General features: G+C 70.2%; 17 protein-coding genes. 15 read left to right on the forward strand and 2 right to left on the reverse strand.

Annotation, left to right across the window (positions count from 1 at the left end):
- The first annotated feature begins 143 nt into the window (after positions 1-143).
- Entirely contained in the window at positions 144-4217 is a 4074-nt protein-coding gene (locus ABCR94_RS07480) for an Rne/Rng family ribonuclease (protein WP_347118270.1), read from the forward strand.
- 327 nt (positions 4218-4544) lie between these two features.
- Here the strand turns inward: ABCR94_RS07480 and ABCR94_RS07485 are convergent, their stop codons facing one another.
- The gene (locus ABCR94_RS07485; RefSeq protein WP_347118271.1) at positions 4545-6548 is read right to left on the reverse strand and encodes a glycosyltransferase; all 2004 of its coding nucleotides are present in this window, start codon (positions 6546-6548) and stop codon (positions 4545-4547) included.
- Positions 6549-6928: 380 nt separating this feature from the next.
- On the opposite strand from ABCR94_RS07485, the gene rplU reads away from it, so the two are divergent.
- The 11 genes from rplU (at position 6929) to ABCR94_RS07540 (ending at position 19913) form a co-directional block, all read left to right on the forward strand.
- Entirely contained in the window at positions 6929-7249 is a 321-nt protein-coding gene (gene rplU / locus ABCR94_RS07490; protein WP_347118272.1) for a 50S ribosomal protein L21, read from the forward strand.
- A gap of 14 nt (positions 7250-7263) precedes the next feature.
- Entirely contained in the window at positions 7264-7521 is a 258-nt protein-coding gene (gene rpmA / locus ABCR94_RS07495; protein ID WP_283519395.1) for a 50S ribosomal protein L27, read from the forward strand.
- A gap of 134 nt (positions 7522-7655) precedes the next feature.
- Positions 7656-9089 (forward strand): GTPase ObgE, encoded by a 1434-nt coding sequence (gene obgE, locus ABCR94_RS07500; RefSeq protein ID WP_347118273.1) that lies wholly within the window; start codon positions 7656-7658, stop codon positions 9087-9089.
- A gap of 284 nt (positions 9090-9373) precedes the next feature.
- Positions 9374-10873, forward strand: coding sequence for an SDR family NAD(P)-dependent oxidoreductase (locus ABCR94_RS07505; RefSeq protein WP_347118274.1), 1500 nt, complete (start codon positions 9374-9376; stop codon positions 10871-10873).
- 104 nt (positions 10874-10977) lie between these two features.
- Positions 10978-13143 carry a hypothetical protein gene (locus ABCR94_RS07510; RefSeq protein WP_347118275.1) on the forward strand — a complete coding sequence of 722 codons (2166 nt, stop codon included), beginning with the start codon at positions 10978-10980 and terminating at the stop codon, positions 13141-13143.
- Positions 13144-13304: 161 nt separating this feature from the next.
- Positions 13305-14543 (forward strand): glycosyltransferase family 2 protein, encoded by a 1239-nt coding sequence (locus tag ABCR94_RS07515; protein WP_347118276.1) that lies wholly within the window; start codon positions 13305-13307, stop codon positions 14541-14543.
- 177 nt (positions 14544-14720) lie between these two features.
- Positions 14721-15848, forward strand: coding sequence for a glutamate 5-kinase (gene proB, locus ABCR94_RS07520; RefSeq protein ID WP_347118277.1), 1128 nt, complete (start codon positions 14721-14723; stop codon positions 15846-15848).
- A 137-nt stretch (positions 15849-15985) separates the two neighbouring features.
- Positions 15986-16465, forward strand: a complete 480-nt coding sequence (locus tag ABCR94_RS07525) for a DUF8830 family protein (RefSeq protein ID WP_347118279.1) — start codon at positions 15986-15988, stop codon at positions 16463-16465.
- Positions 16466-16630: 165 nt separating this feature from the next.
- Positions 16631-17923 (forward strand): glutamate-5-semialdehyde dehydrogenase, encoded by a 1293-nt coding sequence (locus ABCR94_RS07530; RefSeq protein ID WP_347118280.1) that lies wholly within the window; start codon positions 16631-16633, stop codon positions 17921-17923.
- Positions 17924-18030: 107 nt separating this feature from the next.
- On the forward strand, positions 18031-18627 hold the full coding sequence (locus ABCR94_RS07535) for an SCO2584 family spore wall biosynthesis protein (protein ID WP_347118282.1): 597 nt from the start codon (positions 18031-18033) through the stop codon (positions 18625-18627).
- A 137-nt stretch (positions 18628-18764) separates the two neighbouring features.
- Complete coding sequence (locus tag ABCR94_RS07540; protein WP_347118283.1) at positions 18765-19913, forward strand: SCO2583 family membrane protein; 1149 nt, start codon at positions 18765-18767, stop codon at positions 19911-19913.
- Positions 19914-19915: 2 nt separating this feature from the next.
- Here the strand turns inward: ABCR94_RS07540 and ABCR94_RS07545 are convergent, their stop codons facing one another.
- Positions 19916-20983, reverse strand: coding sequence for a M48 family metallopeptidase (locus ABCR94_RS07545; protein ID WP_347118284.1), 1068 nt, complete (start codon positions 20981-20983; stop codon positions 19916-19918).
- A gap of 221 nt (positions 20984-21204) precedes the next feature.
- Between ABCR94_RS07545 and ABCR94_RS07550 the strand changes: the two genes are divergently transcribed.
- The 3 genes from ABCR94_RS07550 to ABCR94_RS07560 are packed head-to-tail and all read left to right on the forward strand — an operon-like array spanning position 21205 to position 23790.
- A complete protein-coding gene (locus ABCR94_RS07550; protein ID WP_347118285.1) occupies positions 21205-21372 on the forward strand; it encodes a hypothetical protein in 168 nt (55 codons plus the stop codon).
- 38 nt (positions 21373-21410) lie between these two features.
- Positions 21411-22025 (forward strand): nicotinate-nucleotide adenylyltransferase, encoded by a 615-nt coding sequence (gene nadD, locus ABCR94_RS07555; protein ID WP_347118286.1) that lies wholly within the window; start codon positions 21411-21413, stop codon positions 22023-22025.
- Positions 22026-22077: 52 nt separating this feature from the next.
- Positions 22078-23790: an LCP family protein gene (locus ABCR94_RS07560; protein WP_347118287.1), complete on the forward strand. Its 1713-nt coding sequence runs from the start codon at positions 22078-22080 to the stop codon at positions 23788-23790.
- Positions 23791-23886: the final 96 nt, after the last annotated feature.

The raw sequence follows: 23886 nt of genomic DNA on the forward strand, positions 1-23886 counted from the left end.
CACAACGCGTAGGGAACCGGCGAGCTAGACAACAGCTCCCGTGAGGCGCCCGCGCCCCGGACGGCGGTACCGCGTACATCCGCGGACCGGACCGGACCGGAATCAGGCGCGGCGCCCGGGAGCGTGACGGGAGAACCGCCCGCATGCTTGAGCCGAACGATTCCATCGAGCCCTCGACAGGTACCTCGCGCAACGCCGCAGGTAACCCGGACGACAACAACAGCCCCAGCGACACGCTGCCGCCGCGCCGTCGGCGCCGCGCGGCCTCGCGCCCGGCCGGACCGCCGACCGGCGATGCGAAGCCTGCCGTGACCGCCGACACCGTAGAGGCCGCGGCTCCGGCCATACCGGCCGGAGAGGGTGCCGTGAGCGACACCAACGACACCGCAGCCGCAGCCACCGAGACGAACGAGACGGCCCCGCCGGCCCGTGCGCGTCGCCGCGCCACCCGCAAGGCGACCGCGCCCGCCGGTGCGCCGCAGCCGCAGGCCGAGGAGACCACCGAGGTCCCCGCGCCCGCCGACACCACCGGTTCCGCCGACACCACCGGTTCCGCGGAGGCCGACGAGGCACCGCGGGGCCGCCCGCGCCGTCGGGCGACCCGCAAGGCGACTGCGCCCTCGGGCGCCGCGCAGGTCACCGCGGACACCGAGGTCGCGGAGACACCGCAGGCCGTCGAGGTCCCGGTCGTGGCGGTGGAGGCCGAGCCGGCCGATGCCGATGCCGACGCCACGCCGCCGGCCCGTACGCGTCGCCGCGCCACCCGTAAGGCCACCGCGCCCGCCGGAGCCCCGAAGGGCGAGGCCGCCGACGCCGTGCAGCCCGAGGCCGCGGAGACACCGCAGGCCGTCGAGGTCCCGGTCGTCGAGGCGCAGGCCGAGCCGGCCGACGCCACGCCGCCGGCCCGGACCCGCCGCCGCGCCACCCGCAAGGCCACCGCGCCCGCCGGAGCACCGCAGAGCGACCAGAACGAAGCACCCGCCGTCGCCGAGGAGGCCGCCCCGGCCGAGCCGGTCGCCGCCGAGGTCCAGGAGGAGGCGCCGCGAGGCCGTGCGACGCGCCGCCGCGCCGGCCGTAAGGGAGCCGAGGAGGCCCCCGAGGCCGCTGCTCCTGTTGCCGCCGAGGCCGCCGAGCCCCAGCAGGCCGAGCCCAAGGCTGCCGCGCCCGTCGCGGAGGAGCCTTCGCGTTCGCGCCGCCGCGCCGCGCGTCCCGCCGTCGCCGTTTTCCAGGCCCCGGTCTTCACGGAGCCGATGTTCCAGACCCTCGAGTCGGCCGCGGCTGCCGCCGCGAGGAAGCCGGAGCCGGAGGCCGAGTACGTAGAAGAAGAGATTGAAGAGGCCGAGGAGACGGCCGTCGAGGCTGCCCCCGAGCCGCAGTCCGGGTCGCGCCGTCGCCGCCGCCGTCGCGGTGAGAGCGCCGAGCCCGAGCGGGCCGAGCGCCGTCCGGAGCGCACCGGGCACGCCGTGGACAGCGTGCCCGAGCCGGAGGAGGCTGAGGAGCCGGAAGCCTCCGACGAGCCCGCCGCGCAGGACGACATCGACGAGGCGGAGGACCGCAGGGCCCGCCGCCGTCGCCGCGGTGGCCGTCGCCGCCGTCGTGGCGAGTCCGCCGACGCGGAGGAGTCCGAGGAGACGGACAGCTCCGACGAGCCCGCGGCCGAGCGTTTCACGCCCAAGGCAGCGCAGTCGGACCAGTCCGAGCAGTCGGCCGACTCCGATGACGACGACCAGGAGCAGGACGACGAGGACGCCGACGGCGCCTCCGGTTCCAGCTCCAGCCGTCGCCGTCGTCGTCGCCGTCGCCGCAGTGGCGACTCGGGCACGGACGTCGAGAACGGCGTGGACGACCCGGAGCGCACCGTCGTCAAGGTCCGCGAGCCGCGCAAGAAGGAAGAGCGCGAGCTCGGCACCGGCTTCGACGAGGTCCAGTCCATCAAGGGCTCGACCCGTATGGAGGCGAAGAAGCAGCGCCGCCGCGAAGGCCGTGAGCAGGGTCGCCGTCGCGTCCCGATCATCACCGAGGCCGAGTTTCTGGCGCGCCGCGAGGCCGTCGAGCGTGTGATGGTCGTCCGCCAGAGCGGCGAGCGCACCCAGATCGGCGTGCTTGAGGACGACGTCCTTGTCGAGCACTACGTCAACAAGGAGCAGGCCACCAGCTACGTCGGCAACGTCTACCTGGGCAAGGTACAGAACGTCCTGCCGTCCATGGAGGCCGCGTTCGTCGACATCGGCAAGGGCCGCAACGCCGTTCTGTACGCCGGTGAGGTCAACTTCGAGGCCCTGGGCATGGGCCACGGCCCGCGCCGCATCGAGTCCGCCCTCAAGTCGGGCCAGTCGGTCCTCGTACAGGTCACGAAGGACCCGATCGGCCACAAGGGCGCCCGCCTCACCAGCCAGGTCTCGCTGCCCGGCCGCTACCTGGTCTACGTGCCCGAGGGCTCGATGACCGGCATCAGCCGCAAGCTGCCCGACACCGAGCGCGCACGGCTGAAGACGATCCTCAAGAAGATCGTTCCCGAGGACGCGGGCGTCATCGTGCGCACCGCCGCCGAGGGCGCGAGCGAGGACGAGCTGCGCCGCGACGTGGACCGTCTGCAGGGCCAGTGGGAAGAGATCGAGAAGAAGGCGAAGAACGGCACCAGCTCGAACGCGCCGACCCTTCTCTACGGTGAGCCGGACATGACCGTCCGGGTCGTGCGCGACATCTTCAACGAGGACTTCTCGAAGGTCATCGTCAGCGGCGACGACGCGTGGGAGACCATCCACGGGTACGTCTCGCACGTGGCGCCCGACCTGACGGACCGGCTGTCGCGCTGGACCTCCGAGGTCGACGTCTTCGCGACGTACCGGATCGACGAGCAGCTGATGAAGGCGCTGGACCGCAAGGTCTACCTGCCGAGCGGCGGTTCGCTGGTCATCGACAAGACCGAGGCGATGATCGTCGTCGACGTCAACACCGGAAAGTTCACCGGTCAGGGCGGCAACCTCGAAGAGACCGTCACCAGGAACAACCTGGAGGCGGCCGAGGAGATCGTGCGCCAGCTGCGGCTGCGCGACCTGGGCGGCATCGTCGTCATCGACTTCATCGACATGGTCCTGGAGCAGAACAGGGACCTCGTGCTGCGGCGCCTCCTTGAGTGCCTGGGACGCGACCGTACGAAGCACCAGGTCGCCGAGGTCACCTCGCTGGGCCTGGTCCAGATGACCCGCAAGCGCGTGGGCCAGGGTCTCCTTGAGTCCTTCTCCGAGACCTGCGTCCACTGCAACGGGCGCGGCGTCATCGTGCACATGGAGCAGCCGACCGCCCCCGGCGGCGGTGGCAACGGCAAGCGCGCCAAGAAGCGCGGCCGCGGCGGCTCCACGGGTACGGAGCAGGGCCACGAGCACGAGCACGAGGACTCCGCCGAGGCCGAGAACGAGACGGTGGAGGAGCTCGCGGCCGAGGCCGCCGCTCCGACGGCGTTGCCCGAGCCGCAGTTCGTGCCGGACGAGGATCTGTACAGCAGCCCCGGCGAGGCCGAGCAGGCCGCGAGCCGCGGTGGGCGTTCGCGCCGCCGGGCCTCGCGCAAGGCGTCGGCTCCCGCCGGTGCGCCCAGGGACACGGCACCGGAGCCCGTACGGGCCCCCGAGCCGGAGCCCGAGGCGGCGCCGGAGCCCGAGCCGGTCGTCCCGGAGGCGGTCGTCCCCGAGCCGGTCGCTGAGCCGCAGCAGGACGCGGCTCCGGCCCGTCCGCGTCGGCGTGCGACCCGTAAGGCGTCGGCTCCGGCCGGTGCGCCCAAGGTCACCGAGGCTCCCGTCGTCGCGGAGGCCCCGGCCCCCGCTCCGGCCCCGGCACCGGCCGACGAGCCGGTGGCAGAGGCGCCCGCAGCGGCGGCTCCGCCGCGTGCGCGTCGGCGTGCGACCCGTAAGGCGACCGCCCCCGCGGGCTCGCCCAAGGGCGCGGACGAGCCGGCCGTCCTGGTGGTCGATGCGCCGTCCGAGGCCCCGGTGACGGACAACGCCGCCGAGGCTGACGCGGAGGCCGCGGCCCCGGCCAAGAAGGCCGTGCGCAAGGTAGCCAAGAAGGCCCCCGCGAAGAAGGCGGCGACCGCCACGAAGAAGGTGGCCGCGAAGAAGACGGCCGCGAAGAAGGCTCCGGCCAAGAAGGCCCCGGCGAAGAAGGCCGTGGCGGCCGAGCAGCCGTCGCAGCCGGGGGTCTCGTCCTCCACGGAGGCCTGACCGGCCCGAGGTAAGAGGTATCGCACGAAGAGCGAGGGCCGCCCCCGGCGATTTGGGGGCGGCCCTCACTCGTCGTGGTGGGGGCGTGGACGGGTGCGGGTGCCTGCGGCGCTTTCCCCCACCCGCCCCTTCCCGTAACTGGGGCTCCGCCCCAGACCTCGGTCCTCAAACGCCGGACGGGCTGAATTCCAGCCCGTCCGGGGCCCGGGGCCTGCCCCGGCTTCGGGAAGGGGCGGGGTGGGGAACAGCGCCGCAGGCACCCGCACCCGCACCCGCACCCGGCGCCCGCACCGCACTCCGCACCCGCACCACACCCCCCGCCACCCCCTACCGCCTCACCCGCTCCGCCAGCGCCCGCCCCACCCGCACCCGGTCCACCCGCATCGCGAACTGTTTCCCGTTCGAGGTCGGCCTCGCGTACCGGGGCATCCCGAGTCGGCGCCACCGTGCGGGCTGCATGCCAGGACGGGCCGGTACGGATGCGCGCCACGAGAGGCCGCCCGCCCCCGCGAGCCGGAGCGTCGCCGTCCAGGTGCCCGCTCCGAGGGCGGTGACGGGCACGCGTGCCCGGAAGCCCTGGGTGCCGACGGCGGCCACGGGGAAGTCGACGTACGCGCCCTTCTCGTCGCCCAGCCGCACGGTCAGTGCGCGGAGCGGCAGCGAAGCCAGCTTCCACGAGCCGGTGATCTCCAGCATCGCCGCGTCCGTGCTCGACCACGCCACGTCGTCGACGCGGAGCTTGTCGGTGACGTGGTGCTTGCTCTCACCAATGTCGACGGTGAGGTTGCTGTACGGGTGTGTGTAGTAGAGCGAGACGACGAGGGTGTCCGCACCTTCGCCGACGACATGTGTGGCGGGCCTCGTATCGACCTCGGGAAGCCGCTTGTTGCCGAACCGGATCTCCCGGCCGATGCCGTCGACGTCGAGCGCGACGAAGACGTCCCACAGCCCGCGCGGGAGGCGCTCACCCCCGGCGAGGGTGCGGAGGTCGGCGGTCACGGAGAAGCCCGCCTGCCCGTATGCGTACGCCCCGCCGTCCTCGTCCGCACCGAGCCCGGGCGTCGCCACCTGCTCGGCCGGTACGCGGTACTCGGTCCCGGACTCCCGCTCGCGCAGCACCAGTTCGGTGCGGACGCGTCCCGCGCCGGCCCGGCGCAGGTAGGCGTGGCCGGTCATCTTCAGCAGGGAGTCGTCGAGGGTGACCGAGTCGAGCCGGTGGTTGGCCCGGAGCTCGCGGGAGATGTCGTAGCAGTCGTCGGGGATGCCACGCCCGGCGTCGCGGAAAAACGGCAGACGCGCGTACGCGTGGCCGTCCTCGACCAGGACCTCGGGGGTCGTGCCGGCGCTCCGGTGGGCGCGGTCGACACGCTCCAGCTCGATCAGCTCGTCTAGCATGCCGCGCAGGATCAGCTCGGCGCGGAGCCGGGTCACGGCGTTGAGGCGCTCCTTGAGGGAGTCGGGGTACGAACGCGTCAGCATCTCGCGCAGATCGGTGAGGTTCTTCTCCCGGACCTCGCGGTCGTTCTCCTTCACCAGGTGGATCAGGGCGTGGAACATGTCGATCGCCAGGTGCCTGTGCATCAGCGTGTCGCGGTCGGGCCCCGGAGCGACGTTCTCCTCGACGAGGTCGACCATCATCCGGAGCGTGCTGATGCGCTGGTCCGCGCCGCGCGTGGTGACAGTGATGTTCTGGCCGTCGTCCCGCTTGACGATGAACAGGCAGTCGTAGTCGGCGACGACCGAGATGCCGTCGGCGCGCAGGTAGGCGAGAGCGGTGAAGAACTGGTCCTCGCCGACCTGGTACCCGGTGGGGAAGCGCAGCGAGTGCCGCTCGACCAGGTCCCGGCGGAACAGCTTGAGCGGATTGAGCGCCCAGTACACACGGGAGTTGAAGACGTCGGTGCGCGCCTGGTTGTGGACGAACATCGAGGCGGGCGCGCCGCGGCCGTTGACGCCGACCATCTTGCCGAGCACCACGTCGGTGTTGTTGGTCTCGGCGGCGGCCAGCATCCGCTCCAGGGTCTCCTCGCCGAGGTAGTCGTCGGCGTCGAGGAAGAAGACGTACCGGCCCCTGGCATGTTCGAGTCCGGTGTTGCGCGGGGCGGACGGGCCGCCGGAGTTCTCCTGGTGGAAGACCTGGAAGAGACCCGGGTAGTCGGCGGCGAATCGTTCCAGCTCTTTGCCCGTGGTGTCGGTGGAGCCGTCGTTGACCGTGATGATCTCGATCCGGTCGCGTCCGATCGACTGCTCGACGACCGAGGTGAGAGTCCGGGTCAGATACGGCATGGCGTTGTAAGCACCGATGATTACTGAAATGTCGGGTGCAGGCACAGGTCTCTCCCCTATCCGTGCGGTGCTGGATGCTTCCCACTGCACGGGCAGGGGCGGCTGGCGATCTCCGCATACTACTGAACGTGACGGGAGGTTGACCCTCTGCGCATGAACTGTGATGCCGTTGCCGGCAGATCGATGGAAACTTCAGCCATCGGAGGGCGTGGCGCATGCCCGGGAGGCTGGTTTGACCCTCCCCGTGGGGCCCCGTATTGTTGAGCGTCGGCGTGTTTCTATGCGCGCCTACTCCTGAGCAACTCCCTTACGGCACTTTTTTCTGTGCGGTGAGAGGCCGCTCATCCATTCGGATTCAGCACGGGCCCCGGCCCGTGCGTGCGGCTGGCTTCAGGAGTCCCGTTCCGAGCGAAAGAGAGATCAGCGTGTACGCCATCGTGCGAGCCGGTGGTCGACAGCACAAGGTTGCTGTGGACGACATCGTTGAGGTTGACAAGATTCCCACGGCCAAGGTCGGCGACACGGTCGAGCTCTCGACTCTGCTCGTTGTGGACGGCGACTCCGTCACCAGCGACCCTTGGGTCCTGGCCGGCATCAAGGTCACTGCCGAAGTCGTGGACCACCACAAGGGCGTCAAGATCGACATCCTTCGCTACAAGAACAAGACCGGTTACCGCCGTCGCCAGGGTCACCGTCAGCAGTACACGGCGATCAAGGTCACCGGCATTCCCGCGGCTGCGAAGTAAGGGACTGAGAACACATGGCACATAAGAAGGGCGCATCGTCCACTCGGAACGGGCGCGACTCCAATTCTCAGCGGCTCGGCGTCAAGCGCTTCGGCGGTCAGACCGTCAACGCCGGTGAGATCCTGGTCCGCCAGCGCGGCACCCACTTCCACCCGGGCACGAGCGTCGGCCGTGGTGGCGACGACACGCTGTTCGCACTCGCCGCCGGTGCGGTCGAGTTCGGCACACACCGTGGCCGCAAGGTTGTGAACATCGTTCCGATCGCCGAGTAATTCCGGCTTTCGTCGAGCGGTATCGCACAGCACTTTCCGAGGGCGGACGCTCTTTCCCGGACTACTGGGGAAGCGCGGCCGCCCTTGGCGTGTTACGTATGTAGACATTTCCGTATGTACTGGAGGACCCACCCATGACCACCTTCGTGGACCGCGTCGAACTGCATGTCGCCGCGGGTAACGGAGGCCACGGCTGCGCCTCCGTACACCGTGAGAAGTTCAAGCCGCTCGGCGGCCCGGACGGCGGAAACGGCGGGCGTGGCGGCGACGTCACCCTCGTCGTCGACCAGTCCGTGACCACGCTGCTCGACTATCACCACAGCCCCCACCGCAAGGCCACCAACGGCCAGCCCGGCGCCGGTGACAACCGCTCCGGCAAGGACGGCATGGACCTGGTCCTGCCGGTCCCCGACGGCACCGTCGTCCTCGACACCGAGGGCAATGTGCTGGCCGACATGGTCGGCGAGGGCACCATGTACGTCATCGGTGAGGGCGGCCGCGGCGGCCTCGGCAACGCCGCGCTGTCCTCCGCCCGCCGCAAGGCCCCCGGCTTCGCGCTGTACGGCGAGCCCGGCAAGGGCGGCGACATCGTCCTGGAGCTCAAGACCGTCGCCGACGTGGCACTGGTGGGCTACCCGAGCGCGGGCAAGTCCTCGCTGATCTCCGTGCTGAGCGCCGCCAAGCCGAAGATCGCGGACTACCCGTTCACCACGCTCGTCCCGAACCTGGGCGTCGTCACCGCGGGCGCGACCGTCTACACGATCGCCGACGTCCCCGGCCTCATCCCGGGCGCCAGCCAGGGCCGCGGTCTGGGCCTGGAGTTCCTGCGCCACGTGGAGCGCTGCTCGGTGCTCGTGCACGTACTGGACACGGCCACCCTGGAGTCCGACCGTGACCCGATCTCCGACCTCGACACCATCGAGGAGGAACTCAAGCTGTACGGCGGCCTTGAGGACCGGCCCCGCGTCGTTGTCCTCAACAAGATCGACATCCCGGACGGCCAGGACCTCGCGGACATGATCCGCCCGGATCTGGAGGCGCGCGGCTACCGCGTCTTCGAGGCCTCCGCGGTCGCCCACACGGGCCTCAAGGAGCTCTCCTTCGGGCTCGCGGAGATCGTCTCCAAGGCGCGCGCCGCCAAGCCGAAGCAGGAGACCACCCGCGTCGTCATCCGTCCGAAGGCCGTCAATGACGCGGGCTTCACCATCACGAAGGAAGAAGACGTCTACCGGGTGCGCGGCGAGAAGCCGGAGCGCTGGGTGCGCCAGACCGACTTCCAGAACGACGAGGCCGTCGGCTACCTCGCGGACCGCCTCAGCCGCCTCGGTGTCGAGACCGCGCTGACGAAGGCCGGTGCCCACGCCGGCGACGCCGTCGCGATCGGCGACGACGAGGACTCGGTCGTCTTCGACTGGGAGCCCATGACGATGGCCGGTGCGGAAATGCTCGGCCGCCGTGGCGAGGACCACCGCCTGGAAGCCCCGAGGCCGGCCGAGCAGCGCCGCAGGGACCGCGGCGCCGAGCGGGACGACCCGGAGCGCGAGTACGACGAGTTCAAGCCCTTCTAGGGACCTGACGGCGTACAGCCCTTCACGGGCGCGAGCCGTCTTGAGGGGGCGCGGATCCCAGAGTTCCGCGCCCCCCAACTGTTCGCCGGAACTGTGGCGTCCGTCACCCCCGGAGAGGCGCGTTCCTCCGGGGGTCCGCCATGCCCACAGGGCGTCCACCTGGCAACCACAGCACGTACACCCGGTTTCCCGCAGATGTCGGCAGCCGGACATCCACCTTGCGAGACGGTCACGGAGAGTGCGACCATCACAAGGTCCCCCAGCACCCGCAAGGTAGGTCGTCTGTGTCTGTGCAGCCCGTAGCCAAGCCCCGTACCACAGCAGTCGTGCTTGCCGGTGGTACCGGCCAGCGCGTGGGTCTGTCGATCCCCAAGCAGCTGCTGAAGATCGCAGGCAAGGCGGTCATCGAGCACACGCTGACGACCTTCGAGCATGCCGAAGGCATCGACGACATCATCGTTCTGATGGCGCCGGGCTATGTGCCCGACGTCGAGAAGATCGTCGCCAAGGCCGGCCTGACCAAGGTCACGAAGGTCATCGAGGGCGGTACGACCCGCAACGAGACCACGGAGCGCGCCATTTCCGCGCTCGGCGAGGGTCTCGCCGCGGGCGAGGACCGCAATGTCCTCTTCCATGACGCGGTGCGCCCTCTGCTGTCACAGCGTGTGATCCAGGACTGCGTCGACGCGCTCGACCGCTATCAGGCGGTCGACGTCGCCATCCCGTCCGCGGACACGATCATCGTGACGCGTACGCACGGCGGCGACGGCGAGTTCATCACCGAGGTCCCGGACCGGTCCCGGCTGCGCCGCGGCCAGACCCCGCAGGCCTTCAAGCTCTCCACCATCCGCAGGGCGTACGAGGTCGCGGCCGGTGACCCCAACTTCCAGGCCACCGACGACTGTTCGGTCGTCCTGAAGTACCTGCCGGACGTGCCGATCTACGTCGTCGCGGGCGACGAGTACAACATGAAGGTGACGCAGCCGGTCGACGTGTTCATCGCCGACAAGCTGTTCCAGCTCGCCTCCACCGCGGCCCCGCAGCAGGCCGACGACGCCGCCTACCGGGCGGCGTTGTCCGGCAAGACGCTGGTCGTCTTCGGCGGCTCGTACGGCATCGGCTCGGACATCGCGAAGATCGCCGAGGAGTACGGCGCCACGGTGTACGCGCTGGGCCGCTCCACCACCGGCACCCACGTGGAGAACCCGGAGCACGTCGACGACGCACTGTCGAAGGCGTACTCGGAGACCGGGCGCATCGACTACGTGATCAACACGGCGGGTGTGCTGCGCATCGGCAAGCTCGCCGAGACGGACAACACGACCATCCAGGAAGCGTTGAACGTCAACTACCTGGCGCCGGTGCAGATCGCGCGCGCCTCGTACAAGTACCTCGCCGAGACCAAGGGCCAGTTGCTGCTCTACACCTCCAGCAGCTACACCCGCGGTCGCGCCGAGTACAGCCTCTACTCCTCCACCAAGGCCGCCATGGTGAACCTCACCCAGGCGCTCGCCGACGAATGGGCGAGCGAGGGTGTGCGCGTCAACTGCGTCAATCCGGAGCGCACGGCGACGCCGATGCGTACCAAGGCGTTCGGCGACGAGCCCGCGGGCTCGCTGCTCTCCTCCGAGGCCGTGGCCCGGACATCTCTGGACGTACTTCTCTCCGAGCTGACCGGCCATGTCATCGACGTACGGCAGGTCGACCCGACCCGCGGTGCCTCCGAGGCCTCCGGATTCGAGCAGGCCCTGGCGTCCGTTCTGGACCGTCAGGAAGATGTGTAATACTGCTCGAAATTGTTCGAACCGGGCCTCTGTAGTCGCCAAGCAGCGAACTGCAGAGGCCCGAGTTCGTGAAGGTGCGCCTTCACCATTCTCTTTCAACGTAAATGACCGGCACCCTCTGGAGCAGGTTCTTCGTGATTTCGACCGCCATCCGCCTGGCCCGTGTGGGCAGCGGGTCCGAGCTGGCCGCCGCCGCACTTCTTGGCCTGGGCTATCCCTGCGTCATGCTCGCCGCGCTGATTCCCAACCTCTGGTTCTTCGCGGCCGCCGCCGCCGTGACGTACCTCGCGGATCAGTACCTGCACCAGCGCGGCAGTTACCTCATCAATCGGCTCGGTAAAGTCCGGGCCGGCCTTCCGATCCGCTTCCTGGTTCGCCAGTTGCTGCTGATCCTGCTGCTCGCCCGCATGCAGCTGGCCGAGGAGGCGATCTTCTACCTGACAATCGCCAGCCTCCTGCTGTTCTACGCCCTGCAGGCACCCCACGGCGCGCTCGTCCAGCTGGTCAGGCTGCGCCGCAGGATGCCGGTGGTGACCCGCAACATCGACCTCAGCATGCTGAGCATCCCCGGCGCACCGCCGCGGCGGCTGCTGAACCGCTCCGGCGAGAAGATGCTGCACCTCGACATCTTCGCCATGGTGGGCGTGCTGATCGCGATCCAGACCGGCGAGAACGTCGCGGGATACCTGGGCCTCGGGGTCACCCTCGTGCTGGCCGTCGCCTATGTGGCCGCCCTGCTGCCACACCTGCGGGCCAACCGCCGGGTCCCCCCGGTGGACGTCGTCCTGGAGGGCATCGACAGCTGGCTCGGCGACTACCGCCCGACCACCGTCCTGTACTTCTCCGGCTCCAGGGAGTCGGCGTACCAGGTCAACATGTGGCTGGACACGATGAAGCAGGTCGAAGGCAAGCCGCTGATCGTCCTGCGCGAGCGCCACATCGTGTCGCAGCTCGGACCGACCTCGGTGCCGGTGATCTGTGTGCCGAGCGCCACGCACCTGATGAACCTGGACCTCTCCACGGTCCGTGTCGCGCTCTACGCCGCCAACGTCGGCAAGAACATCCACATGCTGCGCATCCCCACCATGAAGCACGTTTTCATCGGGCACGGCGACAGCGACAAGGTCGCGAGCATCAACCCGTTCAGCAAGGTGTACGACGAGGTGTGGAGCGCCGGCCGGGCAGGCCGCGACCGCTACGCGCTCGCCGACGTCGGCGTCCGTGACGAGGACGTCGCGGAGGTGGGCCGCCCGCAGCTCGCCCCGATCGAGCCGTGGAGCGGTGCGCCCAAGCACTCGGTCCCGACTGTCCTGTACGCCCCCACCTGGGAGGGCTGGGACGACAACCCGGGCAACACCTCGATCCTGTTGGCCGGCGAGAACATCGTCAGGCGCCTTCTGGAGGCCGAGCAGCCGGTCCGGGTGGTCTACAAGCCGCACCCCTTCACCGGGACGCGCAGCCCCCAGGCGAAGGCCGTACACGCCCGTATCACCGCGATGGTGGAGACGGCGGCGGCCGAGCGCCTCACCGACGCCCGCTGGGCGAAGGAGAGGGCCTCGCTGGAGCCGGAGCAGACCGCGGCACGGGCCGAGCTCACCCGTATCGCGTCACGCCTCGGCGAGCTCGCCGGCAACGGCGGCGGCAGGGGCAATGGCAACGGCGGGAGCCGCAAGGACGAGGCAGAGCTGTCGCGCGACGCCCTCGCCGACCCGGTGCGCGAGGCCGAGCTCGCCAAGCTCAAGGGTGCGTGGAACGCCGCGTACTGGCGCTCCTTCGGTTGGTGGGAGCACCGGGTCGTCACGGGTGCCGAACCGCACCTGTACGACTGCTTCAACGAGGCGGACGGCATGGTCTCCGACATCTCCAGCGTGGTGTCGGACTTCATCGCGAGCGGCAAGCCGTACGCGGTCACCGACTCCGCCGAACTGGGCGTCGACGAGTTCAAGCAGCAGAACACCGCCGTACGCGCCGCGGTGATCCTCTCCAACAGCGCAGTGCAGCTTGACGAGTTGCTGGGCGCGGTCACGGGCGGCGCGAGCGCCGACCCGCTGTCCGACGCGCGGCTGGAGCTGAAGGCGTACCTCCTGGGTCCCGACGAACCGGCGTCCATCGTTCAGTTCAACGACGCCGTACGGACCCTGGCGGCCAAGTCCGAGGCCCGCAACCAGGGTGTGGTGCAGCGCGTCGGCGTCGAGACGGCCTTCGCGGCGGCCGACCCGAGCGACTCGGCGCCCGAGTCCAGCGGTCTGGACTCGACCGTGGCGGGCTGACACCGGAGCGCAACCGCTTTCCAAGCGTGTGAAATCGGCCCGGTAGAACGTCTTTCGAGACGTTCTGCCGGGCCGTTGCGCGTGGCAGTGTGGCCAGGATCACGTAGAAAAGTGACGATGGTGAAACAACCACACTCAAGTGCCAACTGTCTTGGATGTCGATGAACGAGATTGAGATGGGCCGGGCCGCTGCTGACATTCCCGATGTGACAGTGATCATCGGCGCCTATGAGGCAATGCCTTACCTGATTCCTTGCCTGGATTCGGTCGAGGCGCAGACTCTGGGCGCGGATCGCATAGAGATCGTTGCCGTCAACGACGGCTCGACCGATGGGACCGGAGAGCACCTGGACGCGTTTGCTGCCAAGTCCAAGATCGGTACCAGGGTCGTCCACCAGGAGAACTCCGGTGGGCCCAGCGGCCCGCGCAACGTCGGACTGAACATGGCGCGCGGGCGCTATGTCTTCTTCCTCGACGCCGACGACTACCTCGGCGAGGAAGCACTGGAGCGGATGGTCGCGATCGCCGACCGCAACAGCACGGATGTCGTGCTGGGCAAGATCGAGGGCATCAGACGGGGTGCGCCGAAGTCCATGTTCGGCCGCACCGTGGAGCGTACGGATCTTTTCTCGTCGAACATCAAATTCACGCTGAGCGCCGAGAAGCTCTTCCGGCGCGAGCTGCTGGAGCGCAGCAATATGCGCTTCGACCAGAGCCTTTATACCGGCGAGGACGCGCGCTTCACCCTTGAGGCGTATGTACGAAGCTCCGGTGTCTCCATTGTCGCCGACTACACCTGCCTCTACATCGTGCGCCGCGACGACGGCAAGCATGTGACGCAGAGCGGCAGTTACGCGATGCGCTTCGACTCGGCGACGGCCCTGATGGACCTGATCGCCGAGTTCTACCCGGCCGGGGAGAAGCGGGACGACCTGATGATCCGTCCGTTCGTGATCACGCTGCTGCCGCAGTTCGACCACCGCTGGCTGAAGCTGAAGGCCGCGGACCGTCAGAACAAGCTGGAGCTGGCCAAGCCGCTCACCGACAAGTACTGGACGCCGGGCGTCGCACGCCGGCTGAAGGTCCCCGAGCGGCTGCGGATGCACTACGTCGCCGAGGGCCGGGCGGACCTCCTGCGGGCCCACCTCGACTTCCTCGGCACCAAGGCGGAGCCCGAGGTCGTCCGCAGGGGCGCCGAGGGCAAGCCGTACCTCGTGTACCCGTACTTCGACGACAAGGAGGCGGGCGTCCCCGACGAGATGTTCGCCGTCACCGTGGCGGAGTGGGTCGGCGGGGTGCGCATCACCGCGCCCAAGTCCGCCAGGCCCGGGCCGACCTTCGCGCGCCGCGTGGTGGGCAAGCTGCGCAGGACCGCGCGGAGCGTCTTCGCGAAGTCCTGACGGCCTCTAGGCCCTACGGCGAGTACGGCCCGAAGTGAGGTGCGGGAGGGGGCTGTGCGTCACGCGCGCGTGACGCACAGCCCCCTCCCGCGTCCACGGCGCGGAATGCGGAGGCGGCATCCGATCGGGCTCACGTACATTGCGGGGAGAACCGGGCGAGCAGGAGCGGGGTTGTACGTGTCAGCGGCAAGGCAGGGCGTCACAGAGGCACGCAGGGTCGTCGTCAAGGTCGGCTCCTCCTCACTGACCACCGCGGCGGGCGGCCTCGACGCCGACCGCGTGGACGCCCTCGTCGATGTGCTGGCCAAGGTCCGCGACGGCGGTGAGCGGGAGATCGTGCTGGTGTCGAGCGGCGCCATCGCCGCCGGACTCGCGCCTCTCGGGCTGGCCCGCCGCCCCAAGGACCTTGCCAGACAGCAGGCCGCCGCCAGCGTCGGCCAGGGGCTGCTGGTGGCCCGCTACACCGCCTCCTTCGCGCGCTACGGCGTACGGGTCGGCCAGGTGCTGCTCACCACCGACGACACCAGCCGGCGCGCCCACTACCGCAACGCCTACCGGACCCTGGACCAGCTGCTCGCCATGGGCGCGGTCCCGGTCGTCAATGAGAACGACACCGTCGCCACGGACGAGATCCGCTTCGGCGACAACGACCGGCTTGCCGCGCTCGTCGCCCATCTCGTACGGGCCGACCTGCTGGTCCTGCTCTCCGACGTCGACGGTCTCTACGACGGCGACCCCAGCACACCCGGCACCTCGCGCCTTGCCGAGGTGCGCGGGCCCGCCGACATCGCGCACGTGACCATCGGCAGCGCGGGCAAGGCGGGCCTGGGCACGGGCGGCATGGTCACCAAGGTCGAGGCGGCCAGGATCGCCGCCGCCGCCGGCATCCCCGTCGTCCTCACCTCAGCCAGCCGGGCCGCCGACGCCCTCGCGGGCCGCGACACGGGCACCCACTTCCACCGCACCGGCCGCCGCAGCGCCGACCGGCTGCTGTGGCTCGCGCACGCCTCGACGCCGCAGGGCGCGCTCATTCTGGACGACGGGGCGGTACGCGCGGTCGTCGAGCGGCGTACGTCGCTGCTGCCCGCCGGGATCGCCTCGGTCGAGGGCGAGTTCAGCGCCGGCGACCCGGTGGAGCTGCGCGACACCGCAGGCCGGGCCGTGGCCCGCGGACTCGTCAACTACGACGCCAAGGAGATCCCGCAGCTGCTCGGCCGCTCCACCCGGGACCTGGCGAAAGAACTCGGCCCGGCCTACGAACGCGAAGTCGTACACAGAGACGATCTGGTTGTCCTTAACCCCTGAAACGGCTGAAAGTCCAGCCTCGGGACACAGACCTTCACCAAAACCGCCCCGCGCCCGGCCCAAGGCTGGTCAACTTTGTTGCGGGGATACAGCGCAACGCGGGGTCACGCACCACAACGCAGTACAGGAGGCCGCCGGTGAGACGAGCGCGTCCGGGGGCGCCGCCCCGAGGGACGGCCGAGCGTGTCCTGACCAGCGTCGGGGCGGGGGCGGACTTCGACAAGGGCAGGAGCACGGGGCAGGCGGAGGCTGCGGGGACCGGCTACAACAGCGAGACCTCCAGGCTGTGGCACATCACGCTCTGCGTCTCGGGCAACGAGGCGCCGCTGACGGAGGTCAGACGCGGCCTCGAACAGCTGGCGCACGACCACCCCTTTCTGCTGACCAGCAGATACGCCAACAACCACGCGGAGATCCGCTACTGGGAAGAGGCCCGCGATCTGCACGACGCGGCGGCGGTCGCGCTGCGTCTGTGGGGCGAGCACCGGTCGACGTCCAAGCTGCCGCCCTGGGAGATCGTCGGCCTTGAGGTCATCGACCGCGACACCTATCACCAGCGGATCGCCGAGGGATACGGTCCGCCCCCGGCGGCCCCGGTGGGCGTGCACCCGTACTGAGGGGCCGGGGGACGGCGGGGCGGTGCGCGCCGACGACGCGGCAGCGGGCCCGGCGACCGGGTGCCGCGCCGCCACTCCCGTCCCGCGCGGCCCGCGTCGTACCGCTCCGTCTCGCAGGGCGGTACACCCGACGGACGCCCGCGGGGTGCGCATTACGCTGCGGACATGACCTCGCACTCGCCCCTCGCCGACTCCGCCCCGCAGTCCCCGGTCGTGGCGACCGCACGCCGCGCCCGCGCCGCCGCCGCCGAGATCGCACCGTTGCCGCGCTCCGCCAAGGACGCCGCACTGCTGGCGATCGCCGACGCGCTGGAGGCACGTACGGGCGAGATCGTCGCGGCCAACGCCCAGGACGTCGACAGGGCCCGCGCCGCCGGGACGAGCGAGACGGTGATCGACCGGCTGACGCTGACCCCGGAGCGGGTCGCCGCCATCGCGTCCGACGTGCGTGACGTGGCCGCACTGCCCGACCCGGTCGGCGAGGTCGTACGCGGCTCCACCCTGCCCAACGGGATCGACCTGCGGCAGGTGCGTGTGCCGCTGGGCGTCGTCGGGATCATCTACGAGGCCCGCCCGAACGTGACCGTCGACGCCGCGGCGCTCTGCCTGAAGTCGGGCAACGCGGTGCTGCTGCGCGGCTCGTCCTCGGCGTACGCCTCCAACACCGCGCTCGTGGGTGTTCTGCGCGACGCCGTTGAGGGGGCCGGGCTGCCTGGTGACGCCGTACAGCTGGTGCCGGGGGAGTCCCGCGACTCGGTACGCGAGCTGATGCGCGCCCGCGGCCTGGTCGACGTCCTGATCCCGCGCGGCGGCGCCTCGCTGATCCGCACGGTCGTCGAGGAGTCCACGGTCCCCGTCATCGAGACGGGCACCGGCAACTGCCATGTGTACGTCGACGCGCAGACCGACCTCGCCATGGCCGTCGACATCCTGATCAACTCCAAGGCGCAGCGCCCCAGCGTCTGCAACGCCGCCGAGACGCTCCTCGTCCACAGCGACATCGCGGCCGACTTCCTGCCGCTCGCCCTCGACGCGCTCGCCGATGCGGGAGTGACGGTGCACGCCGACGAGCGGGTGGCGGCGTATGCGGCAGGCTCCAAGGCCACCGTCGTACCGGCCACCGAGGAGGACTGGGAGACCGAGTACCTGTCGTACGACATCGCCGCCGCGGTCGTCGATTCGCTGGATGTCGCGGTGCGGCACATCAGGCAGTGGAGCTCGGGCCACACCGAGGTGATCGTGACGACCTCGCAGGCCGCGGCCCGCCGGTTCACGCAGTTGGTGGACTCCGCGACGGTCGCGGTGAACGCGTCCACCCGCTTCACGGACGGCGGCCAGTTCGGCTTCGGCGCCGAGATCGGCATCTCCACGCAGAAGCTGCACGCCCGCGGCCCGATGGGACTGCCGGAGCTGACCTCCACGAAGTACATCGTGACGGGGGACGGCCACACGCGTTAGGGCACACATGGTCGGGAAAGCGCGTTTTTCGCAGCAGTCGTGTTCCTTGGCACTCCTGGTTCGCACGTTCTCTGCCCAAATCACCTCTCCCGGTCTACGCTGAACGGGTGGCGGACGACGCGGGGGGCAAGCCGTTCCAGGACGGCTGGGAGCCCGACGACGACCGCGGGGGCGCGGACGAGGACTTCGCCTCCGTGGTGTTCGACGAGGACTTCGTGCGGGCCGCCCGGATCCATGAACCCACCGCCGCGGAGCGGCTGCTGGCCGCCGCCCAGGCGCGCGCCGAGGCCGAGGCGAGCAGAGCCAGGGCCGGCAAGGGCCCCTCGGACGACGACCTCTACGACGACGGGTACGGGCCGGGGTTCGGTCCGGGTGGCGACCGCGGCCACGACCGCGCGTACGGCGCCGACGCGGACGACGAGTACCCGGACGACGCGAGCGGCCCGTACGGTCCGCACGGGGGCGTCCTGCGCCCCTACCGGGGGCATGCGCGCTGGCACCGGCCGGTGGCCTGGCTGCTCGCGCTGCTGATGGGTATCGGGATGGTCGCCCTCGCCTTCGCGGCCGTCTACCGGGGCGCGTCGAACAACCGGCAGGACCAGATCCCGCCGCCCGTGACCAGTGACAACGTCAGGACGGACGGCCCCTCGGCCTCCGCCGAATACTCCGCGCCCGCCGTCTCGGCGGTGCCGCGCACCCCCTGACCGCCGCTCGCGCTGGCGCCGCGGGGCCTCGGACGCTCACTCGTACGCGACTGCTCGGCGCCAACTCGTACGCAACTGAAGGAAGTTGTCCCGTAGCAGCGCGTTTACCTTCGCTGCCGCCGACCTACTCTCAAGGTATGGCAGGGCGCGGAGAGCCACCTGAGGGGATGCCCGACGGCCTCTCGGGGGGTGGAGAGGACGAATACCGGTCCGTCGTCTTCGACGAATCGTTCGTGCGGGCTGCCCGCCTGCAGGAATACTCCGCGCAGGAGCGGATGGGCGACCATGCGCAGGCCGTGCGCGACAGCCCCCCGCAGGCCGCGTACGACCGGGCCGGCGGCCGGGGCGACGGTCGGGCCGGCAGCAGTACGAAGCAGGCGCTGCTGCTCGTCCTGCTGGTGGTGCTGGCCTTCGGCACGGCGATCTACCTGGGTGTGCGCCACCCGTATCAGCCACCGCCCGTCACCCGCGCGCAGCCGCTGCGGACGACCGTCATACCGCTGGCCCCTGACGGCCGGGTGCCCGGCGGCGAGCCCGACGACCTCTTCGCCCGGAGCCCCGCCGCCCAGTTCCGGCCGGGTGCCGCGGGCATCGGACTGCCGCCGGCCCGGCGTACCGGGCACTTCTCCGAGAGCCAGGTCATGGCCGCCCTGACCACCGTGAAGGACTACCTCGTCGAGTCGTCCCTCGACCCCGACGTGCTGGCCGGCAGGACGGTGCGACCGGTGCGGATCCTCCTCGACCCGGACCAGCTGGAGCAGTTCGACCGCAGCATGGACGGCTCCGCCGACGACGGCCGGCACATGGCGACCGGCTGGCTGGTGCGCTTCGGCCCGGCCAAGGTGGAAGTCGCCGGGTCGAAGACGCGGGTGCGGGGCGGCCTTCGCGTCGAGGAGTCGGGCGCCGACAGCCTCGAAGTGACCTCGGACCACACTTTCGTCTACGCGCTGCGGCCCACCGGCTCGGACGCGCGCCCGCAGGCGGACGGCGCCTCGCTGTTCACCGTCCGCCGCGAACTGCACTTCCGCCTCGACCGCGACGACCTGCGGATGCACAGGACCGAGCTGCTGGTCAGTTACGTACAGACCGGGCCCCAGGCATGCTCGGCCGACCCGGCGGGCCACCTGCGCCCGGTCCTGGCCGGGCAGCAGGCCTCGACCGGGGGACCGGCGGGCACCGACCCGTACGCGACGGGCCTCGCCACGGCCGCGCTGTGCGGGGCGCTCGCCGCCGACGCCATGCCCCGCCCGCCGGACACCCGTCAGGACCCGCCGGGGAGCCCTTAGGCCTAGGAAGCGTCCGTGCCCTTGCCCGTACCCCCGCTCCCGCCGCCGAACTTGTCGCGGAGCTTCCCGCCCAGGTCGCCCGCGCCGCCCGCGATGTCGCCCACGAGCTTCATCAACGGGTCCTTGCTGGTGCGCACCGTGTCCGAGTAGTGCGCCGCGGACTCACGGAAGGAGTCGGTCACCGAGGTGTCCTTGTCCTCCTCGCGCCGCGGGTAGTGCCCGTCCATGACCCGCTGGAACTCGCGGCTCTCCGCCCACTTCTTCAGCTCGGCGGCGCGCACCGTGGTGAACGGGTGCGTACGCGGCAGGACGTTGAGGATCTTGAGTACGGAGTCCCGCAGGTCGCCCCCGGCCTCGTACTCCTCGGCCTGCGCCAGGAACGCGTCCACGTTCATCTCGTGCAGGTGGTTGCCACCGGCGATCTTCATCAGGCCGCGCATCGACGCCTGGATGTCCTGGCCGACCAGCAGCCCGGCCCGGTCCGCGGACAGCTCCGACTTGCGGAACCACTCGCGCAGCGCCGTGACGATCGCCATGATCGCGATATTGCCCAGCGGGATCCAGGCGACCTTGAGCGCGAGGCCGGTGAGGAACAGCAGGATCGTGCGGTAGACGGAGTGCCCCGACAGGGCGTGCCCCACCTCGTGGCCGACGACCGCGCGCATCTCCTCCTCGTCGAGCAGCTCGACGAGGCCGGTGGTGACCACGATGATCGGCTCGTCGAGACCGATGCACATGGCGTTGGGCTTCGGGTCCTGCGTGACGTACATCGGCGGGACCTTCTCCAGGTCCAGGATGTAACAGGCGTCCCGCAGCATGGTGTTCAGGTGGACGAACTGCGCTTCGCTCACCCGCACCGAGTCGGAGAGGAACAGCAGGCGCAGGCTGCGCTCGGGAAGCAGCCCGCTGAGCGCCTTGAAGACCGTGTCGAACCCGGTGAGCTTGCGCAGGGCCACCAGGGCCGAGCGGTCCGCCGGGTGTTCGTAGGCCCGGGACGAGATCCCCGGGAAGCGCGTGCGATTGCGGCTCGGCACGTTCTCGTGCTCTTGCTCGTGATTGCCGTCGGTCATGGGTGCCCCCTTGTCTGCGAGTTTTCCCGTCCCCCGGACGGCCCAGCGTAGGTGCTGGCGTCCGGCTCGCCCGGTCGGTTCCTGGAGCGGTTCCCGAAGCGGTTCCTGAAGCGGGACAATCCATGAACGCCTGAGTCGGCGTGAGCGTGCCCGGCCCTCCCGCATACGATGTTCGTGAAGTCTCCGCTCCGACTCCCGACTCCCGATAGGTCCTGCCGAAGATGAGCCTCCACAGCACCGCTGCCTCCCTCGTGACCCTCGCCTCCGGTGAGGGCGGCGAGCACGGCGGGAACCATGAATCCCTCAACCCCTACATCACCGGTGGCGGCGCGTTCTGCGTGCTGCTGCTCCTGCTGTGGATCACCACACGCTTCAACCGCGACCGCTGAGGCAGGGTCGTGTCACCGGGCCAGTAGGCTCTGCACGCATGGGAGAGCAGGAAGTGCCTACCGGACCCGGCAAGCGCCGACTCGGTGTGATGGGCGGGACGTTCGATCCGGTCCATCACGGACACCTGGTGGCCGCCAGTGAAGTGGCCGCGCAGTTCCACCTCGACGAGGTGATCTTCGTGCCGACCGGGCAGCCGTGGCAGAAGAGCCACACGCAGGTCTCCCCGGCCGAGGACCGCTATCTGATGACGGTCATCGCCACGGCGTCCAACCCGCAGTTCTCGGTGAGCCGTATCGACATGGACCGCGGCGGCCCGACGTACACCATCGACACGCTGCGGGACCTTCGTGCCATCAACGGCGACTCGGACCTGTTCTTCATCACCGGCGCCGACGCGCTCTCCCAGATCCTCACCTGGCGGGACGCCGAGGAGCTCTTCTCACTGTCCCACTTCATCGGTGTGACCCGGCCCGGTCACGACCTGACGGACGACGGTCTGCCCAAGGGCGGCGTCTCCCTGGTGGAGGTGCCTGCCCTGGCGATCTCGTCCACCGACTGCCGGGCGCGGGTCCGGCAGGGGGATCCCGTCTGGTATCTGGTGCCGGACGGTGTGGTCCGCTACATCGACAAGCGGGAGCTGTACCGGCGCTGAGCCGGCGGCCCGGCCGTACGGGGAGCACACGAAAAGCAGGAGAGGGGCACCGGTGAACGACCAGTATCCGTACGACCCGTACGCGCAACAGCCGGAAATCATCGGCTACGACGCCTACGGACAACCGGTGTACCAGCAGCAGCAGGACCAGCAGCAGTACGACCCGTACGCGCAGCAGCAGGACCAGCAGCCGCAACAGCAGCAGGACCGGCAGCCGCCGCAGCAGGGATACGGGTACGACCCCTACGCCCAGCAGCCGCCGTACGACCCGTACGCGCAGCAGTCGCCCCAGCAGCAGCCTCACCAGCCCCAGGGGCAGCCCCAGCCCGGGCAGTACGGATCCGAGCAGTACGGATACGGCTACGCCCCCGGGCAGCAGCAGGCCGCGGTCGACACCACCGCCCAGTGGATCCCGCAGCAGGCACCCGCGCCGGAACCGCCCCAGGTCGCCGAGCCCGCCGCGCCGGCGCCCGCCGCCGACCGGTCCGTGCCTGAGCAGCGCCGCCCCGCGCCTGACTACGCCACCGAGCAGTTCGCCTTCGTCGAGGATCCCGACGAGAACGCCGAAGACGTCATCGACTGGCTGAAGTTCACCGAGAGTCGCACCGAGCGCCGCGAGGAGGCCAGACGCAAGGGCCGCAGCCGGGTGGTCTCGCTGGTCGTCGTACTGGCGCTGGTGGTCGCGGGCGGTGTCGGCTACCTCTGGTACGCGGGGAAGCTGCCCGGTCTCGCCGGCTCGGACGACCCGGCGAACACCGCGACGGGCCCGCAGAAGCGTGACGTCATAGCGGTCCACCTGCACAACACCAAGGGCGGTACGTCCACGGTGCTGCTCGTCGACAACGTCACCACCGAGCAGGGCACGACCGTACTGCTGCCCAACGCGCTCTCCGTGGCGAACGACGACGGCACCACGACCACCCTCGGCAAGTCCGTCGACGAGGACGGCTCCTCGGGCACCCGGGAGGCGCTCGGCAGCGTTCTCGGTACGAAGATCGGCGGCTCCTGGCGGCTCGACACCCCGTACCTGGAGAACCTCGTCGAGCTGGTCGGCAATATCGAGGTCGACACCGACACCGATGTCCCCGACACCAAGAAGGGCGCCTCGCCGCTGGTCAAGCAGGGCAAGGCGCAGACGCTGAGCGGCGCGACGGCTGTGGCGTACGCCACCTACCGGGCGCCCGGCGAGGCCGAGGCCAAGCAGCTTCAGCGGTTCGGCCAGGTCATGCATGGCGTACTGAAGAAGATCTCGGACGACCCGCAGGCCGCCACCACCACGGTCAGGACGCTGGCGCAGATCCTCGACCCCTCACTGCCGGAGAAGGCGCTGGGCGCCTCGCTGGCCAAGCTCGCCGAGCATGCCAAGGGCGGTGACTACAAGACGGCGCAGCTGCCGGTGCAGCCCGACGGCAAGCTCAGCGAGGCCGCCGCCGACAGCGTGGTCACGGACGTTCTGGGCGGCTCGATCCGCAGTCCCGAGCAGGGCGCGGCCGTGCGGGTCGGCGTGAAGAACGCCACCGCGAACCCGGACGCGCCGGAGACCGCCAGGATTGCCCTGGTCAACGGCGGCTATGCGTATCTGGACGGCGGGAAGGCCGACGCGGTGACATCGTCGCAGGTCAGCTATGGTGACGCGGCGCAGAAGGCGAAGGCGGACGAGGTCGCGAAGACGCTGGGTCTGCCGACGAGCGCGGTGCGCAAGGGCAAGGCCGCCGCGAACGCCGATGTGACGGTCGTGCTGGGCCAGGATTTCAAGGTCAAGTGACCCCGTCCCTGCCGAGCATCCCCGCCGGGTAAACCCGTCGGGGGTGTCGGCGGTCCGTGAGACCCTTGTGGTACCTCTGACCACCGACGAAAGCCT

Origin of the sequence: Streptomyces changchenzhani (assembly GCF_039766235.1) — a bacterium.
GTDB lineage: Bacteria > Actinomycetota > Actinomycetes > Streptomycetales > Streptomycetaceae > Streptomyces.